Raw genomic sequence first — 18,571 nt, forward strand, 5'->3', positions numbered from 1 at the left:
CTCAGGTTCCATTGTGCTGTCTTGTAGTATAGCTAAGTTTTCCGTCGTCGCGGTCTCTTCCACAATAGTATTCTGTACACTCGGCATCTCTTCCATGAATGCTACAGATGATGACATCAGCATCATTATGGCGAGCAGACCGGCCAGCAGCTTGGTAAATAAGTTCTTCATGATCAGGTTCCTCCTTTGTGAAATTGAGGTTTGCCACTTGTAAATGTCGAGAAAGCCCACAAATACAAGTGATTCCAACACATTTATCAACTGATTTTCTCCACCTTTGGTGTATAATATCAATGCACCACCACTTCAACCACACAACAAAAGGGAGAAAAATCATACGAAAGTCAGCCGTGCAAATATCCTTGTGGGACATCTACAACGGTGTGTCCGAAGCCATCGAGCAGCATAAGCCTCAGCTTATCCGCCTTCTGGAGGAACACATTGATTTTGACAGGCTCATTCCTGTCAGTTTCACGTATACTTTTTACCGCCACATGGGAAGAAAGCACATTTATCATCTCGAGAGCTTTATACGGGCCTTGGTCGTCCAGAAGCTGCTCGGCATTTCCACAGACGCGCTTCTGATTTCGCTGCTGCGCTTATGCGCCGAGTTTCGGGATTTCTGCGGCTTTGACAAGGTCCCAGACGCTTCCCAGCTTACCCGCTTTAGAGACCAGTATTCTTCATTTTCAATCCTCCATCGGTTTTTGGGTATCAGCGTCAAAACGTCAGTGGTGAATACTACTTTTCCGATTTCTTCGAGACAATATCGCCGTTGTGCACCGTAAGCTGCGGGTACGGCGCTTTGATACCGTTTCTCAGGTACATCATGTAGATTTTACGGTTTACAGCCCTTGTCACCTTGGGACGATATGCCTCGTGGCATCTGGCCTTGACCATAAGCACCACGCCGCTTTCATCCAGTCGGCGCAAGCCCATAAAGGAAAGGTCCCCAATGATCTCCGGGATCCTGCCGTCAGGCTTTTTCAGCTCTTCTATAAACAGCTTCTCTGCCCGCTCCAAATCCTCCTCATAGCAGATCGGGTACTCCAGGTAGACATTGGCCAGATGCGCCGACATATGGACGACATTTTGCATCTCCTTATTCGGGATGATCTTGATATTCTCGCTGTCCACATCATAGATCTTTGTCATCCGCATACCGAGATCCTCTACGATGCCGCGGAAACCCTCGACAGTAACCATATCTCCCACCTGGATATTTCCCTCTGCCAGAAGGAAGGCGCCGGCGATGATGTCCCCCACAAGGCTGTTGGCCCCGATGCCGATCACCACCGACACAATCCCTGCCGATGCCAGCAGGGCCGACGGCTCCATTCCGAAGAGTACCAAACAGCGGAATACGACAAAGAAAACGGTGATATAGGTCACCAGACTGACCAGCATTCGGATGACGGTCTCCGTTCTGACTGAAACCATCTTCGTCATAAGGTCCATGAAGCTGCGAAACAGGAAGAGAATCAGCCCGGCCTGGAGCATGAATATCAGCGAGGCGGTCAGCGCAAACACATTCAGCCCATGTTCCCAGTTTCCGCTCAGAACATATTCCAGCAGGCTTATTCTCGCTGTATCCTGACGCAAATAGCGCACCAGAAGTAACAGAACGGCAAAGCCCACAGCACCGAAGAACAGGTTGCGGAAAACCTTGTGCTCCGCTGTCGCTTTCCTGCCCTGCAGCGTCTCTGGCGCTTCCGGTTCAGTCCCGCCTTCCTCTTTCGGGCAGGTATACAGCCACAGTCCGATCATAAGCAGAATGGCCAGCGCGGCAAGAGCTGCCGTCACGGATACCGGCAGGCGCTCACGGAACAGTATCTCGTCGCGGATGGCGAGAAAGATCAGATCGTTCCCATGCTGCCCGGTTACGGCATAAAAGGCATCTCTATTCAGCTGAATGTACTTGCATAAATTGTTCTGGAGGTCGCTCTCCTTCAAGCCGTAATCCAGCGCGTTTTTCCCGATCAAAAAGCTGTCCGGATGCCAGGTGAACCTTCCGCTGTTCGCATCCAACGCAAACGCAATGCCGCCCTCTCCGGGCTGGACGGTTTTCATGGTGCCGCTCAGATTGCTGTACAGTTGTATGGTTCCCAGGACATCCTGATTATACTCTGTCGTTAGATAACCGGTAATGCCATCTTTCTCTCCCCGAAGCGGTATCGTAACACTGAGATTCCCTGGAGCAACGATGTCAGAGTTCTTTGTGGACGCCGTGCTTTCCTCTGCCTCGGCTGCATTGACAAATTCCGGCAAATAAGCGGAAGAAGCGGTCGTCACGTTTCCGGCTTTGTCAACGATCGATATGTTTTCCAGCGTCAGGATATCTGTCAGCGTATCCAGCGTGTCGGTCGTCGCCTTTTCCGGATGCTTCTCCAAATACCATCCGGCCAGCTTCGCCAGTTTCTCACTGCCATCTGCATAAAACTGCCGGATTCCTTTCACCAGAATCTCCTGGGAGTTCAGGTCGTTTATGATCCTTTCTATTTGTGCCGTACCGTTCCTGGCCCAGTCGCTCATCGGATAGAGCGTCTGTACATAGAACGCGCTCAGGAAGATGGCGATCGTACAAAAAGCCGTGAATATCATGAGCTTTGTCTTCCGGCTGCTTTCGGGCCGCTGCTTCACGAAGGGAAGGATCCCGCCTCCGTACACAGCCTTTTTCTGCTTCAGAAGCAGAATTGCGTAATAGGCAAGATCGGCGGCGAGAACCCCGAACAGCAGCCACAGCATCAGGCCGGTCAACCGCCTTCCGCGTGTCAGTGCTTTGGCCGGAACCGCGCACGCGATCCAGACGCCCTGAGCGTCGAAATATACGGGATACAGATACATATCCTCTCCGTTTACCTTCTCCCGGACAAACGTGCCGTTACGTATCCCGTCCATATCCATGCCAAGGACCGAAACATCCCGACCCTTGAAGTCCGGCTCGGGATAATACAGGATTTCCCCTGTCCCGGCAGACCAGACAAACGCATATCCGTTTGATCCGATCACTTCGTTTTTCAGAATATAATTCCACACATCGGTCAGGTCTTCATACATCATCTGGACAACGCCGTAATCGTTGATCACGCATGTCCTTTGATCGTCGATGGCCATCGAGTAGAGGATCGGAAAACTGTTGCTCGCGCCGTAGTAGCTCTCCTTCCAGGAGGAATCAACGGCCTGTTCCGGAGGGCCTGCTTCGATTTTTTCCGTTTCGACTTGCGCGGTTTGAGCCCCGTTGCTGTCCTGGGGATCGGCGGGCGTCAGTCGGGACTGCCTGTTCTCGGCTGTGAACGCATAGATCGGCAGTTTTTCCATCTCAAATGTATCGAAGGTGTGAAACAGAGGCGCATACATTTCCTCCTTCAAATCGCGAAAGAAGCCGGTGTCAGAAGCGAGGACATTCCCGTTCCGGTCCACAAGCATGATGTCCTGCGCACCGGTCAGGCGGGTCATCTCGCCCAGAAATGTTTCCGATGACGACTGATCCGACAGCAGATCGGGGTCCTGCTCCAAAGCGTATTTCATCATGAGGAAGTATGCTTCGTGGAGCCGATCCGACCAGCCCTGTATGGTCTTGCCGCTTGCCTCATAGTATGTGAACGCATTGGTGATATAGCTGCTGTTCTCTTTCATTTCTTCCTGCAGGGCAAGCTCAGCCATACGGGACTGAGACATCAGAAGGATACAGCCAAACAACGCAATGCCGGCTATTCCCGTCAGAATCGTCAATAGAATTCTGTATGGTCCCTTGCCCTTTCTTTGCACCTGACCCGCATGATTCATAATCCATTACCTCTTATCGGTCGTTATTGCAATCAGGTTGACCGCGAAAGCGTTACGGGTCGATCTGCTTTGGAATTCGTATGACCGCTATGGTTCCCTGTCCGGCCTTGTTTTGAATCGTAAGCGTTCCATGACACATCAGGTCAAGGCGCCTTTCGATGTTCTTGAGTCCCACATGCGTCTGTTCCTCCTGTTCCCGCTCTTGCCGGATTTCAGGCGGCAGACCGGTTCCGTCGTCCTCGACTTCGATGACATGGAACCCGTCGGCTTCAAAGCTTCGGATGACGACGGTTCCGCTCCCGCCAGCGGTATTGCGAATGCCGTGGATCACGGCGTTTTCCACCAGAACCTGCAATGTAAAGGGAGGAAGGAAGAAGCCTGTGTCCCTGTAATCGGTCACCACTCGAAGGGAATCTCCGAACCGCTGCTTTTGCAGGTAGAGGTAGTCGTCCACCGTCTGTATTTCCCGGCTCGCGCTGATGCACACCGTTTCTTCCAGCATATCCACGCTTCCCCGGAGGAACCCTGCAAAATGATTCAGGGCCTCCTCCGCCTTTTCAGGCTCGTTCAGAAGGGATCGGATGAGCGTGAGACAGTTATAGATAAAATGCGGCTTGATCTGTGCCAGCAGGATCTTTGACTTCAACGATTCGTTTTCGATTCGTTGCGTGTAATAGCGCTCGTTCTGTTCAACCATGTCCCTGGCGTCGCAAGCCAGTCTTCCGATTTCGTCTTCACGATTTACCAGGCTTTTCAGCGCTTCGGAGAGCTTTCTCACCGATTTGTGCCGCGTATAATCCTGAATGCTTTGCGCAAGCATCAGGGTCGGCTTCAGAAATGTTCGATGGATCGCGAAGAGTATCACAACGATCAGGATCAGAATCAACAGGGCGATTTGCTTTTCAAAACGGAATACGTCCGACCAGACCCCATCCAGCATTTTTGCCGTAGATATGGATACGGATAATGCACCGAGCATTTCGTGATCGGTTCTTGACATTAGCTTCGTATAGACCGTCGCGTATTCGACGCCGTCCCGTTCAGATCGGACGATTTCCACCCCGGAGTTCAGATCGACATCCAGCTTATGCAGCTCCATAAATCCGGGGTGTGCTTTGGGTTGAAAGGGCCACACCTGTCCCAGAGCCATGCGATGCTCCAGGAAGCCCCTGTCTTCCTTCGTGCTCTGAAGCCATATGAAGGCTTCATTTTCCGATTCGTCCGCTGCAAAACAGGCCACCACATCGATGTCCGAATGGATGCGCAGTTGGCTGATCTCGAAAAAAATCTGAAGATAGCAATAATCCGCATAAAGGAGCTGCTGCGCCTCGGGCATTTCCATGACCGCCTGCGGCGTGAGCGCGGCCGCATTCAATCGCTCAAACGCGCCGCGGTCCTCCGCCCATTTGAGGTATGTGTCAATGTCTCCAAAGGGCGGCAGCGCCATTTTCTTGTAATGTTCCTGCCAGTAGGGCAGCAGCCAATCATAGCTCTGATACCGGATGAGCTGATTCGCCATCCGGTTGACATTTTCATTCAGGGTTTTTTTTATATTCGCCTCCGCACGGCTGCGGAAAAGCGCGTAGAGTATGCCGCCGCTCAGGAGCATGGCGACCATCCCGAGCACGAGGGAAAGGACGGTTACCCGGAGGAGCAAGGATTTCTTCTTCATATGATTTCACGATATTCCGCTACCGGAACAATTCTTTCTCATTCGTCAGATTTCTGTAAGCCGCCCAGGGGTACTGGCCCATATACTCCCCGTGATACATGGACAGCGCGCGGGGATCGTGGGCCAGCGCCTGGTAGAAGTCACAGGGAATCATATCGGGAACGATGGCGTAGGAATTCCGCCTGTGCAAAAAAATATCGGAAAGGTTCAGCTCATTCAGAATGCCCTGCAGTTCATGGACAATCTGCGCCAGATAATGCCCCTGCTTCGCGTGATCGCTGGCCTCGTCCATCCACAGAATGGCCCTGAGCTGCGCGTTTGTCACCGAGGCGCCCTTTCTGTCGATCAGGTAAGCGAACAGCTCCTTGGCCTTGGAGCGGGTGAACCGGACGGGCTCTCCGTCATAAAAAACCTCGAAGTTTCCGAAGCATTGAACAAACAGTCCCCCACCGGATTTCCGAACGGGGTGTCTCAGATTGAGCAGGGCGTTTTTGACATCCTCCGGCATTGCGGGCTTCAGGATATAATCGCTGACATAGAGCTTCAGCGCGTCCAGCGCGTAATCCGAATAGGCCGTCAGCATGATGATATTGACCAGCGGGCAGACCTTCTTCATCTCCGCGGCCAGCGTCAGGCCGTCCATGTCCGGCATGCGGATGTCCAGGAACACGACATCGGGCGCGTTGTCCCGACAAAATGCCAATGCCGATTGGGAATCCCCGGCGAGTTGAATGGTCGCGTCCGGCGCCACCTTCCCGATCACCCTGGCCAAATCCCGCAGAGCGCTGACCTCGTCGTCTACGATCAGTATGTTCATGCTGCCGTTCCCTTTCGCAATACTGTCTCAGCCTTGAGTTTCTTTTGCGAGTACCGTGAAGCCTGCCTTTGCCGCAAGTCTCCGGCCCTGGTCGGATTGCAGCCAGTCCAGCAGAAGCCGGACGTTGGGCTTGCACATGTCGTACACGGTAAGGCACGCAACGCTGGCGGCGGTAAGCGCCTCCATCTCGATGCCCGTCTTTCCGGTTACACCGAACGTCGACGTGATGTGAATGCCAACGCGGCCATCGGCGCGCTCGCCCGCATACACGGGAGTGCACTCGACCTTCGATTTCGTGATGAGCAGCGGATGGCACATGGGGATGATCGAGCTCGTCTGCTTGCCGGCCATGATGCCCGCCACGCGCGCGCATGCGAGAACATCGCCCTTGGCGGCCTTGCCCTCCACAATCAGCTGCAGCGTTTCGGGATTCATGGCGATGAAGCCCTCGGCCACGGCAATGCGAACCGTATCGGGCTTCTCGCTCACGTCGACCATGCGCACCTGGCCCTGTTCATCGATATGGGTGAGTTCCATAGTTGCTCCGTTCGGAATAGCTTCGTTCAATCTGGTTCGGCATGCGCCGCGGAATTACCCACCGATGGCGTTCATGTTCGTTTCGGTGGCGTGAGCGTGGTCGCCCTCGTGGTGTTCTTCGGGCTTCGAGCCAAGCGCGCGCATGAGCACGCCCCTGACGTCGTCCTTCGTGCCAAAACGAAGAGCATCGCGCACGTTGTACTCTTCGTCGGAGAACAGGCACGGACGAATTCCGCCCGTGGAAGTGAGGCGCAGGCGGTTGCAGTCGCCGCAGAAATGGCGCGACAGCGGCGATATGAACCCGACGGTGCCCATGGCGCCGGGGAATTCCCAATAGCGCGCGGGGCCACCGCCCTCGGGCTTGCTGGAATCGGCGACGGGACGCAGGGGCTCAAGGCCCGCTTCCACCGCCATGGCGTCGATGCTCTCGCGGATTTCCTGCACGCTCACGACGTCGTCGACGCCCCAGCCGCCCCCGCAGCTTCCAGCCGAATCGCCCACGGGCATGTACTCGATGAAGCGCATGTGCAGAGGACGGTCGACGCTCATGCGCGCAAACGAGAAGTAATCCTGGTTCAGGCTGCGCACGGCGACGGCGTTCACCTTCACGGGGTTGAAGCCAACGCGCAAGGCGGCATCGATGCCATCGAGCACATCTTGGAGCTTGCCCCCGCGCGTAACGCGGCCGTATTCCTCGGGGTCGAGCGTGTCGAGCGAGATGTTCACTCGCTTGAGGCCGGCTTCGCGCAGGTCTTCCGCCATACGCGGAAGGAGGATGCCATTCGTGGTAAGCGATACGTCGGCAATGCCGGGAATCGCGCAGATGTCGCGCACCAAGTCGACAACGCCCTTGCGCACCAGCGGCTCGCCACCGGTAAGGCGCACGCGGCGAATGCCCGCTTCGGCGGCCACGGAAACCATCTCGACGATTTCATCGTAGCGAAGGATCTCGTCGTGGGGCACCTGCGCGACGCCTTCGGCGGGCATGCAGTAGATGCATCGCAAATTGCAGCGGTCAGTTAGCGAAACGCGCAGGTAATCTATTGTGCGCCCATGCGAATCTTTCATAGGCTCACCTTTCTCGTCTTTATTCTCCCGTGCGATTATAGTGGAATGGGTCACCTAGGCAAGGGGCTATATAGCAGCCACGCCGGCTTGTTACCGGCGCGACACGAGCCAGCGAAAACGCACGACCCACTAGCGGTTGACCAGGTACAGGCTTTCCGGCGGAATGCGAATGAGCAGCTCTTCGCCCAGCTCCGGCCACTCCTCGCGCGGCTCTTTCAACGTGTCGACACGCCAGAACAGGCGCTGGTGCAAGTAGCGCATTTCCTCCTGGTTCTCCCCTACCAATTCCTGGGAGCCCTCTTTTCGGTCGAGGAAGCGAAGGAGCGCCGAACGGTCGTATCGCGAATCGCTCACGCGGTCGACGCGAACGCGAAACACGTTAGGCCCTGGCTCGCTCGCGCGCTGCAGGCGGAAGGCGCGTACGCCAAACGCCCGAATGTCACTAGGCACGGGGCGCATCGCGTCGATTTCAATGCCCCACGACTCGCAATAGAGGCGCGTGGGGCCAGCCTTCTGGCACGGGAGCGCATTCTTGCATCCCGAAAGCTTGATGCCCGCCAGGCTCTTCGGGTCGTCGATGAGCTCGCGTCCCGCATCGATTTCCATGATATGGCCCGCCTCCACCACGGCGATGCGGTCGCAGAAGTGAAGCGCTTCGTCGATGTCGTGGCTCACGTAGATGATGGTGCCATGGAACGAATCGAACAGGCCCACCAGACTCTGTTCGAGGAGCGTTTTGAGATGCGCGTCGAGCGCCGAGAACGGCTCGTCGAGCATGAGGATGCCAGGGCGCGCCGCGAGCATGCGCGCAAGGGCCACGCGTTGCTGCTGCCCACCCGAAAGCTGCGACGGATAGCGCTTGGCAAACGCCACGACGTCGAAGCGCACGAGCTCGGCCTCGACGATGCGGTCTCGTTCTTCCCTAGGCAGCGTGCGGTCGACGCCGGCGGCAACGTTCTCTTCGACCGTGAGGTTCGGGAAGAGCATGTAGCTCTGGAACAGCAGCGCCGTCTTGCGCTTCTGCGGGGAAAGATTGATGCCCGCCTCGCTATCGAAGAACGTAACGCCATTCACCACGATGCGCCCCTCGTCGGGCGTGTCGATGCCCGCAATGCAGCGCATGGTGAGGCTCTTGCCACAGCCGCTGGCCCCCAGAAGACCAAACGTCTCGTTGCCCGCCTGGAAGGCGACGTCGAGCTGGAACGCCCCGTAGCGCTTCCGAATGTCTACTTCGAGGCTCATTCCTCAATCGCCCCCTTACGATAGCGCGTGGTATGACGGTCCCAAAGGTTGATGAACAGGATGACGATGAAGCTGAAGATCATGATGACGATGGTCCAGAAAATGGCGACGTCGGTGTTGCCGTTCATCCATTCGAAGTAGATGGCGATGGGAATCGTGCGCGTAACGCCCAGGTAATTGCCCGCCAAGAAGAGCGTGGCGCCGAATTCTCCCAGGGCGCGCGCGAATGCGAGCACCGTGCCCGACGCAATGTTGCTCCAGGACAGGGGCAGCATCAAACGGAAGAACACGCGCGCGTTGCTCCAGCCCAGCGTACGGGCGGCATCGAGCATATTGGGGTCGAGGCTTTCGAAGGCGCCACGCGCGCTGCGATACATGAGCGGAAACGCCACCACGACAGCCGCGATGACGGTTGCCGGCCAGCTGAAGATGAGCGGGAACCCGATATCGATGAACCAGCGCCCCACTGCCGTGTTATTACCCAGACACAGCAAGAGCAGAAAGCCGCATACCGTGGGAGGAAGCACCATGGGAATGGAGAAAATCGCGTCGAAGATATCGCGCGCACGCGCGGGAATGCGCAAGCAGAAATACGCAGCCGCCAGGCCCAGCACGAAAATGAACACGATTGCCGTGAGCGTGGTGCGCAGCGTGACCCACAGGGGCGAATAGTCGAGCGTGGCCAGGAACGTGCCCAGCGACTCCCACATGGTGGGCTCTTCGACGATCGTCGCCTGGCTGGAAGCAACCACCTGCGCGAACGACGCGTGCGTGGGCTTTTCGCCCAGCGGGCCCCCTTCGGCCGTCGCATCGGAACCATCATCCCCAATGACGCACGTGTAATAGCGCCCCTGGGTAAGCTCCTGGTTGAACAGGTACGTCACACCCTGCACCGTGTAGCTTTCGCTGGTGGTGAGGTAACACGTTATATCTGCGTCGAGCGTGGCGCCACCCGATGCGTTTGCGCTGTCGAGCGAGGAAAGGAGCGCCCAAAGCCCATCGACGGACGCACCCTGCGACACGTCGCATCCCACCTGGCTTGCAACCTGATCATCCACGTACACCACGGCATAGGATGACGTCGCCACGAGGCACAGCGAATACGCTGCCGAGCCCTGGTAGAACGTATAGCCATGATAGACGCCGTCGATTTCGCGATTGCTGCCCGTCTGCGCGCGCTTGAAATCGGAAAGCGCGAACGAAGCGCCGTCAAGCGTTGCGGCGTCATTGTCATGCGAAACGGTAACGCCCTCCGAGGAGGAAGTCGAAGCTTGCGACACCGCAGCTACGGGCTCGCCCGCATCGCCCAAATCGTCATCCGCAAATGACAAGGCGGGCGCCACGCAGCAGCCCACGCACACAAGAAGTGCGGTTATGAGGGAAAACAAGCGCTTTCGCATTACCATGCCGATCCAATCAGAAATGAGGGCCGGCACGAGCCAGCCCCCATCTACGTAAACCGTATGCAGCGTACTATATTACGCCGCGAGCTCAAAGCCCCACTTCTGCCAGATTTCCAGAGCATCGGGGTCGGAGACGCACCAATCGAGGAACGCCTGGGCCTCTGCGGAATTCGTAGCCATCGAGGTAATGGCAGCAGGATAGATGATGTTCTTATGCGTGTCGGAGGGAACGGTGCCAACGACCTTCACGCCGCCGAAGCGATACACGTCGGAAGTGTATACGAAGGCGATATCGACGTCGCCAGACTGGGCGAGCTTGCAAACGTTGCCAACGCTCGTCTGCAGCGACACCATGCCATCGGCCGCGAGGGCACCGGAGAATTCGCCGCCCGTGCCCGTTGCGCTCTTGCCCGTGGAGCCATCGGGCTCAGTATAGCAGCCAACGGTGGAGAGGGACTGGCAGGCATAGTTGCCCGCAGGGACGGATTCATCGCCAATGCCGATCTTGTACTTGCCAGCGGCAATGTCGTCGAGCGTGCAGCTCGTAATGTCGGCGTTGCCATCGGAGGTAACCATGACCAGGTCGTTCGCGAACATGTCGAAACGCGTGGTGGCGTCGATGTAGCCAGCCTGCTCGGCGGCATCCATCTTCGACTTGGAAGCGCTGATGAGGATGTCGGCAGAAGCACCGCCTTCGAGCAGTTCGTTCAGCTCGCCAGAAGACTTGTACTGCGTATCGGCAAAGGTTACCCAATCGTGGGTTTCCATGTAGAGCGCCTCTTCCTCTTCCATGGCCTTGGAAAGGGAGTTAGCGGCGAACACCTGTAGCGTTACCGTTTCACGCGTGGATTCCGAACTCTGCTCGTTAGAGGAGCCATTGCTTCCCGCGTTCGTGGAACCCGATGAACAACCCGCGAGTGCGAGGGCGGCGACGAGCGCAGCGCCCAAGAATGCAGCAACAAGCCCCGTATGCTTCTTCATCTGCTAAAACCATCCCTTCTGAAATGCAGCTTTATACACCGCTGAAAATATTATTCACCAATGAGACTATTGTCAACGAGAAATAATACCTTCACGCCGCATATCGACAATCATGTGCGCCATCTGCGAATAGCATGCGGCACTCATACAAAGCGCCCCATCGTACAATCGATGGGGCGCCTGCATGCTTGACCTTACGCAAGCTCGCTTTCCACAACCGCGGCAATCGCTTTGGCGTGGCGCGCGGCTTCTTCGTTCTGCGCGGCTTCGACCATTACGCGAATAAGGGGCTCGGTGCCGGAGGGACGCACGAGCACGCGGCCCGAATCGCCCAGCTCGGCTTCGGCCGCGGCTATCGCCGAAGCGATGGCCTCGTTGCCCGCGAGGGCTTCCTTGTCGGCAACGCGCACATTAACGAGTTCCTGCGGGAAGCGGCGCATGACGGATGCGGCTTCGGCCGCGGTCTTGCCATTACGCTCGCAGCATGCCACGAACTGGCAGGCCGTCATCAGGCCATCGCCCGTGGAATTGTGCTCGAGGAAAATGGTATGGCCACTCTGCTCGCCGCCAATAATGTACCCGCCTTCGCGCATGGCTTCGAGCACATGCCTATCGCCTACGGCCGTCTGCTCCACCCTGATGCCGGCATCGCGCATCGCATGCACGAAACCCAGATTGCACATCACCGTGGAAACGGCGGTGTTGCCGGCGAGCTTGCCACGCTGGGCCAGGTCGATAGCGCAAGCCGCTTCGACCATATCGCCGTCGATTTCCCCACCCTGGGCATCCACGAAGAGCACGCGGTCGGCGTCGCCATCGTGGGCGATGCCGATATCGGCTCCAATTTCAGCCACGAGCTCCTTCAGCGGGGCAAGATGGGTGGAACCGCACTCCACATTGATGTCGGTGCCGCAGAAGTCGTCGTTGATTACGGTAACATCGGCGCCCAGGCGACGAAGCGCTTCGGCGGAAGAGACCGACGACGCACCATGTGCGCAATCGAGCGCGATCTTCCAGGAGTCGAAGCGCACGCCCTGGCGCTCCATGGCGGAAACCGCATGCTGAATGTACAGCTCGGCGGCATCGTCCACGGGAAGCACTACGCCCACGGCATCGCCCGCAGCACGCTGGGAAACCTCGAGCCCGCCCTCTTCCACGAACTGCTCGAACTTCGCCTCGAGCGCAACGGGAAGCTTGAAGCCCTCTGCATCGAAGAACTTGATGCCGTTGTACTCGGGGGGATTATGCGAGGCGGAAATGACCACGCCGCCATTGGCGTGCAGCTCGCGTACCAGGAAGGCAACGGCAGGCGTGGGGATGATTCCCGCGTCGAGTACCGTACCACCCGCACTGGTAATGCCAGCGGCGAGCGCAGAAGAGAGCATGTCGCCCGAAAGGCGCGTGTCGCGCCCCATGACGATCGACGTGCCCAGATAGGCAACCGCAGCCTGACCGAGCTTGAACGCGATTTCGCAAGTTAGTTCCGTGTTGGCAACGCCACGCGCACCATCCGTGCCAAAGAGCTTAGCCACTATTTCCCTCGTTTCACATGTTCGGGCTGAAGACGCACGGCGCCCGCCGGGCGCTCGTCGTCGCGCATGCGCATATTGAGCTCAGCCGCGAACTCGTCTAGATCGATTCCGTAACGCTCCAAAACGACGAGAAGATGATACACGACATCGGCGGCCTCATAGCGCAGATGGTCGATCTCGGCGTCGCGGAGAGAGGCATCGACGCGCGCGACGTCTTTAGCCGCAAGCGCCACTTCGCCCGATTCCTCCATGACCTTCTTCAATACATCATCGTCCTTGCCAGTGAGGAGGCCATACGTATAGCTTTCCTCCCCCGCATCCCGGCGGGCGGCAATCGTCGCGGCGAGGGCTTCGATCGTGGCCCCTATCTGGCTTGCGGGCGCCACTTCGCCTTCGGGCACATACGTTTTGGAAGACATGAGTTCTCCTTCATCGCATAGCAATGGGGCGCAGATGAACTGCGCCCCATTTCAAGCATGTAGCAAGCGGTTATTCCGCGTCGTCCTGCTCGTCCTGGGTGTCATCCGATTCCTCGGACTCGCCCACGTGCAGGTTCAGATCGCCGATACCGCCCAGCAGTGCGTCGAGCTCTTCCAGGTTGCGCTGATAGGAGCGCGGCGGAAGGGCTTCGCCCAGCATATCCTCGCCTTCGGTGTTGAAGGTGGCGGGCTGGTCGCCGCCGATGAGGATGGTGTCATCGGGAGAGAACACCATATCGAGCAGCTGGCTCATATCATCGCTGGAGGCAACCAGGTCGTCTTCGATGACGCGCAGCAGGTTGTGAGCCTCGAGACCCGTCTTCAGCTCTTCGATGGCCTTGGCGCCGATGCCCTCGATGCGCATGAGGTCGTCTTCGGTATAGCCAACCAGGTCGGCCACCGTCTCGATACCCGCCTCGCTGAACTTGTTGGCCCAGCGCTGGGAAACTCCCAGGTCGTCGTAGATGTACAGGCGAGCTTCCTCGTCGGAGAGCTGCTTGGTGCGGCTGGCACCCAGGCTGTTGAAGTAGCTGGAGTAGCTACCGCCCATGTTGAGGTAGCTATCGCCATCGAGCGACCAATCCTGAGGCTGCGGCAGCAGTTCCTCGGTGGAACGCAGCTCGTCGGGAGCGTACTCGGGCAGCGTGTCGTTGCCACCCATGTGCACCGGACGGCCCTTGTAGGTGAGGCCCACGTTGCGATAGCGCTTGAGGCCCGTACCTGCGGGGATCGGCTTGCCGATGATAACGTTTTCCTTCAGGCCAACCAGGTTGTCCGTCTTGCCTTCGATGGCAGCGTCGGTAAGAACCTTCGTGGTCTCCTGGAACGATGCGGCAGACATCCACGAATCGGTAGCCAGCGAGGCCTTCGTGATGCCCAGCAGCAGAGGCTGACCCGTGGGAGGCTCCTTGCCTTCCAGAACGAGCTTGTTGGCAACGCCTTCGAACTCGTAACGGTTGACCTGGCGACCAGGCAGGTAATCGGACTCGCCTGCGTCGAGCACGGCAACCTTGCGCAGCATCTGACGCGCGATAACCTCGATGTGCTTGTCGTTGATGTCTACGCCCTGGGACACGTACACGTCCTGGACCTGAGACACGATGTAGCGCAGCGTGGTGTTCGGGTCGGTGAGGCGAAGCAGGTCGTGCGGGTTCACGGAACCACGCGTGAGCTGCTGGCCCACAACCACTTCGTCGCCGTCATTCAGACCCGGCATGAGCTGGGCACGAGCGGAGACCACGTACTCGCGGATGTTGCCATCCTGGTCGTGAATCGTGATGGTCTTCGTCTGCTTGTCGCCGCGGACCTGCATGGTACCGGCGATTTCAGCGAGGACGGCCTGGCCCTTGGGCTTACGCGCCTCGAAAAGCTCGGTAACACGAGGAAGACCGTGCGTGATGTCGTCGCCAGCGACGCCACCGGAGTGGAACGTACGCATCGTAAGCTGCGTACCAGGCTCGCCAATGGACTGGGCAGCGATGATGCCAACGGCCGTGCCGATGTTGACGGGGCGGCTCGTGGCGAGGTCCCAGCCATAGCACTTCTGGCACACGCCATGCTCGGCATGGCAGGTCATGATGGTGCGGATGGTGATCTCGTTCACGCCAGCGGCGACGAGCTTCTTCATATCCTCCATGCCGTTGATGTACTCATCGGCATCCATGATGACTTCGCCATTCTCGCTCACGGCAGCCTGCGCGAGGCAGCGGCCGATGAGGTTCTCGTCGAGTTCGCCCTTCGCGTTATGCAGCGGATAGGGAACGCCCTCGTGCGTGCCGCAGTCGATCTCGCGAACGATAACGTCCTGGGCGACGTCGACCAGACGACGGGTGAGGTAACCAGAGTCAGCCGTACGGAGTGCGGTGTCGGCCAGACCCTTACGAGCGCCGTGCGAGGAGACGAAGTACTCCAAGACGGAGAGGCCCTCGCGGAAGTTCGACTTAATGGGCTGGTCGATAATCTCGCCCTTCGGGTCGGACATCAGGCCACGCATACCAGCGAGCTGACGAATCTGCTTGATGTTACCTCGAGCACCAGAGAACGCCATCATGTAGATGGGGTTGAAGTGATCGAAGTTCTTGGCCATGGCATCGCCGACTGCCTCGTTGGCGTCGGTCCAGATGTCGACGACCTGCTTATGACGCTCTTCGTCGCTCACGAGGCCCATCTCGTAGTCCTCGTCGATGCGGGCAACTTCTTCGTCGGCCTTAGCAAGGATTTCGCCCTTGTTGGGAGGCACGGTTGCGTCGTACACGGACACGGTAAGACCGGCGCGCGTAGCGTAGTGGAAGCCGTTTGCCTTCAGACCATCCAGGATGGGCTCCATCTGGCTGGTGGTGTAACGACGGCAGCAATCCTCGATCAGGCGGCTAACCTCGGACTTGTTCAGCTCGTAGTTGAGGAACGGATAGTCGGCAGGCAGAACGTCGTTGATCGTGATGCGGCCGATGGTGGTCTGGATGCGCTCGCCGGCCTTGCGCAGCACGGGCTCGCCGAACTTCTCGGCTACTTCCGTGTCGTGGTCGAGGCGCACGACGATCTTGGCCTGCAGGTCGACGTCGGCATGCGCATCGTAGGCATGACGTGCGTCGGCGAAGCTGGCGAAGATACGACCCTCACCGGGGAAGTTGTCGCGGGCAGCCGTGAGGTAGTACAGACCGATGATCATGTCCTGCGTGGGAATGGTCAGCGGACGGCCATGTGCGGGCGACTTGATGTTGTTAGCGGAGAGCATGAGCACGCGAGCCTCGGCCTGGGCGGCGGAGGACAGGGGCACATGCACGGCCATCTGGTCACCGTCGAAGTCGGCGTTGAATGCCGTGCAGACGAGCGGATGAAGCTTGATGGCCTTGCCGTTCACGAGCACGGGCTCGAACGCCTGGATGCCCAGACGATGCAGGGTAGGTGCGCGGTTCAGGAGCACGGGATGTTCCGTGATGACTTCCTCGAGCACGTCCCACACGTAGCTGGCGTGACGGTCGACAGCGCGCTTGGCAGCCTTGATGTTGGCAGCGTATTCGAGCTCGACCAGGCGCTTCATTACGAAGGGCTTGAAGAGTTCGAGGGCCATCTGGCTGGGCAGGCCGCACTGGTGCAGCTTCAGTTCCGGGCCGACGACGATTACGGAACGGCCGGAGTAGTCGACGCGCTTACCAAGCAGGTTCTGGCGGAAACGGCCCTGCTTGCCCTTCAGCATGTCGGAGAGGCTCTTCAGGGGACGGTTGCCGGGGCCCGTTACGGGGCGGCCACGACGGCCGTTGTCGAACAGGCTGTCGACGGCTTCCTGAAGCATGCGCTTCTCGTTGTTGACGATGATTTCCGGGGCACCCAGGTCGAGCAGGCGCTTCAGACGGTTGTTACGGTTGATCACGCGACGATACAGGTCGTTCAGGTCGCTCGTGGCGAAACGGCCACCATCGAGCTGCACCATCGGGCGCAGATCGGGCGGAATGACGGGGATAACGTCGAGAATCATGTCGCTGGGGTTGTTGTCGCTCTTCAGGAAAGCGTCGACAACCTTCAGGCGCTTAACGGCCTTGGCGCGCTTCTGGCCCTTGCCCGTGGCGATGACTTCGACGAGCTCTTCGGCGACGGCTTCGAGGTCCATCTCGTCGAGCAGGTCGCGCACGGACTCGGCGCCCATGCCGCCCTTGAAGTAATCGCTGTAGTTCAGGCGCATCTCGCGATACAGGGCCTCGTCGGGAACGAGCTGCTTGGGCTCGATCTTCATGAAGGCTTCGAAGGCTTCCGAACGGAGCGCCTTGCGCTCGTTGAACTCCTCGAAGATGTCGGCGAGCTCGTCCTCGATTTCCTCAGGGGTCATGCGCTCGTCTTCATCGATATCGTCGATGATGTCGTCTTCCTCGGGCACGTAATCGGTGGAGAGGCGACGCGTGGCCTCTACCAGACGATCGCGCTCGGCATCCAGCTCGTCCAAATCGGCTTCGAGCTCGTCGCGCAGGTCGGCCTCATCGGCTTCGCGCGCTTCCTTATCGACGCTGGTTACGATGGCGCTCGCGAAATAGAGCACCTTCTCCAGGTCTTTCGGCGGAATGTCGAGCAGGTAGCCAAGACGGCTTGGGCTGCCCTTGAAGTACCAGATGTGGCTCACGGGAGCGGCAAGCTCGATGTGGCCCATGCGCTCGCGGCGAACCTTGCTGCGCGTTACCTCAACGCCACAGCGCTCGCACACGATGCCCTTGAAGCGGATGCGCTTGTACTTGCCGCAGGCGCACTCCCAGTCCTTCGTGGGACCAAAGATGCGCTCGCAGAACAGGCCGTCCTTTTCGGGCTTGAGGGTGCGGTAGTTGATGGTTTCCGGCTTCTTTACTTCGCCGTGGGACCATACGCGAATGTCCTTCGCGCTGGCCAGGGAGATACGCAGTGCGTCGAAGTTGTTCACATCGTACTCAGTCATTTAGCGCTCCTCCCCTTCACTGGTGATATCGAATTCTCCATTACCGTCTTTCAAATCGTCGGAAAGCAATTCGGCAAGGTCGGCTGCGATTGCATCGAGCGCGCCATCCTCTTCACCTTCGGTCTTCTTGGCGTCGGCCACCATGCCGGCGAGCACCTTGGAGTCTTCGTCCTCGGGCTCGTGCGTCTCGGCGACGTCGATGACGCCCTGCTCGCCCTCGAGCTCGACGTTCAAGCACAGAGAGCGCATTTCCTTGACGAGAACCTTGAAGGACTCGGGCACTTCCGCGGCGGGAAGGTTTTCGCCCTTCACGATGCTCTCGTAGCTCTTCACGCGGCCGATCGTGTCGTCGGACTTGATGGTGAGGATTTCCTGCAGCACGTTGGAAGCACCGTATGCATACAGGGCCCACACTTCCATCTCGCCGAAGCGCTGGCCGCCGAACTGGGCTTTACCACCCAGAGGCTGCTGCGTGATGAGGCTGTAGGGGCCAGTCGAGCGAGCGTGAATCTTGTCGTCGACCATGTGGCCGAGTTTCAGCATGTACGGGAACCCCACCCTGATGGGCTCGCGCAAGGGCTCGCCGGTGCCACCGTCGTACACCCTGCTCTTGCCGAACGACTTCAGCTGGGGAACG

At 58.4% G+C, this 18,571-nt stretch carries 13 protein-coding genes; 1 reads left to right on the forward strand and 12 read right to left on the reverse strand.

All coding sequences use genetic code 11. The features are described 5' to 3' along the window. Positions 1 to 383 precede the first annotated feature (383 nt). Entirely contained in the window at positions 384 to 788 is a 405-nt protein-coding gene (locus AC04P6_RS06330; protein WP_475565772.1) for a transposase, read from the forward strand. On the opposite strand, the gene AC04P6_RS06335 is transcribed toward AC04P6_RS06330, so the two are convergent. The 12 genes from AC04P6_RS06335 to AC04P6_RS06390 form a co-directional block, all read right to left on the reverse strand. After that, positions 742 to 3,732 carry a mechanosensitive ion channel domain-containing protein gene (locus AC04P6_RS06335; protein WP_475565773.1) on the reverse strand — a complete coding sequence of 997 codons (2,991 nt, stop codon included), beginning with the start codon at positions 3,730 to 3,732 and terminating at the stop codon, positions 742 to 744. The two genes, AC04P6_RS06330 and AC04P6_RS06335, sit on opposite strands and share 47 nt — an antisense overlap. A gap of 106 nt (positions 3,733 to 3,838) precedes the next feature. Beyond that, positions 3,839 to 5,458, reverse strand: a complete 1,620-nt coding sequence (locus AC04P6_RS06340) for a sensor histidine kinase (protein WP_475565774.1) — start codon at positions 5,456 to 5,458, stop codon at positions 3,839 to 3,841. A gap of 19 nt (positions 5,459 to 5,477) precedes the next feature. Further along, positions 5,478 to 6,275, reverse strand: a complete 798-nt coding sequence (locus AC04P6_RS06345; RefSeq protein WP_475565775.1) for a response regulator — start codon at positions 6,273 to 6,275, stop codon at positions 5,478 to 5,480. A 27-nt stretch (positions 6,276 to 6,302) separates the two neighbouring features. Further along, entirely contained in the window at positions 6,303 to 6,812 is a 510-nt protein-coding gene (gene moaC, locus AC04P6_RS06350; RefSeq protein ID WP_475565776.1) for a cyclic pyranopterin monophosphate synthase MoaC, read from the reverse strand. Between the two features lie 54 nt (positions 6,813 to 6,866). Next, complete coding sequence (moaA, locus tag AC04P6_RS06355; RefSeq protein ID WP_475565777.1) at positions 6,867 to 7,880, reverse strand: GTP 3',8-cyclase MoaA; 1,014 nt, start codon at positions 7,878 to 7,880, stop codon at positions 6,867 to 6,869. Between the two features lie 129 nt (positions 7,881 to 8,009). Further along, positions 8,010 to 9,122 carry a sulfate/molybdate ABC transporter ATP-binding protein gene (locus AC04P6_RS06360; protein ID WP_475565779.1) on the reverse strand — a complete coding sequence of 371 codons (1,113 nt, stop codon included), beginning with the start codon at positions 9,120 to 9,122 and terminating at the stop codon, positions 8,010 to 8,012. After that, positions 9,119 to 10,453 (reverse strand): molybdate ABC transporter permease subunit, encoded by a 1,335-nt coding sequence (gene modB, locus AC04P6_RS06365; RefSeq protein WP_475565780.1) that lies wholly within the window; start codon positions 10,451 to 10,453, stop codon positions 9,119 to 9,121. The genes AC04P6_RS06360 and modB overlap by 4 nt, the downstream gene beginning before the upstream one ends. Positions 10,454 to 10,600: 147 nt before the next feature. Beyond that, complete coding sequence (locus tag AC04P6_RS06370) at positions 10,601 to 11,506, reverse strand: molybdate ABC transporter substrate-binding protein (RefSeq protein WP_475565781.1); 906 nt, start codon at positions 11,504 to 11,506, stop codon at positions 10,601 to 10,603. Between the two features lie 194 nt (positions 11,507 to 11,700). After that, positions 11,701 to 13,038, reverse strand: coding sequence for a phosphoglucosamine mutase (gene glmM / locus AC04P6_RS06375; RefSeq protein ID WP_475565782.1), 1,338 nt, complete (start codon positions 13,036 to 13,038; stop codon positions 11,701 to 11,703). Continuing rightward, a complete protein-coding gene (gene hisE, locus AC04P6_RS06380) occupies positions 13,038 to 13,457 on the reverse strand; it encodes a phosphoribosyl-ATP diphosphatase (protein ID WP_475565783.1) in 420 nt (139 codons plus the stop codon). The genes glmM and hisE overlap by 1 nt, the downstream gene beginning before the upstream one ends. A 70-nt stretch (positions 13,458 to 13,527) precedes the next feature. Further along, complete coding sequence (locus AC04P6_RS06385; protein WP_475565784.1) at positions 13,528 to 17,934, reverse strand: DNA-directed RNA polymerase subunit beta'; 4,407 nt, start codon at positions 17,932 to 17,934, stop codon at positions 13,528 to 13,530. Next, positions 17,935 to 18,571 (reverse strand): DNA-directed RNA polymerase subunit beta (locus tag AC04P6_RS06390; protein ID WP_475565785.1); only part of this gene is annotated, 637 nt, incomplete at its 5' end.

It is taken from the genome of Denitrobacterium sp. (genome assembly GCF_056180635.1).

Bases quoted from the DNA above. Each gene is read 5' to 3' on its own strand.
- AC04P6_RS06340 (WP_475565774.1), bottom strand. From the start codon at position 5,458: ATGAAGAAGAAATCCTTGCTCCTCCGGGTAACCGTCCTTTCCCTCGTG.
- AC04P6_RS06345 (WP_475565775.1), bottom strand. From the start codon at position 6,275: ATGAACATACTGATCGTAGACGACGAGGTCAGCGCTCTGCGGGATTTG.
- moaC (WP_475565776.1), bottom strand. From the start codon at position 6,812: ATGGAACTCACCCATATCGATGAACAGGGCCAGGTGCGCATGGTCGAC.
- moaA (WP_475565777.1), bottom strand. From the start codon at position 7,880: ATGAAAGATTCGCATGGGCGCACAATAGATTACCTGCGCGTTTCGCTA.
- AC04P6_RS06360 (WP_475565779.1), bottom strand. From the start codon at position 9,122: ATGAGCCTCGAAGTAGACATTCGGAAGCGCTACGGGGCGTTCCAGCTC.
- AC04P6_RS06370 (WP_475565781.1), bottom strand. From the start codon at position 11,506: ATGAAGAAGCATACGGGGCTTGTTGCTGCATTCTTGGGCGCTGCGCTC.
- hisE (WP_475565783.1), bottom strand. From the start codon at position 13,457: ATGTCTTCCAAAACGTATGTGCCCGAAGGCGAAGTGGCGCCCGCAAGC.
- AC04P6_RS06385 (WP_475565784.1), bottom strand. From the start codon at position 17,934: ATGACTGAGTACGATGTGAACAACTTCGACGCACTGCGTATCTCCCTG.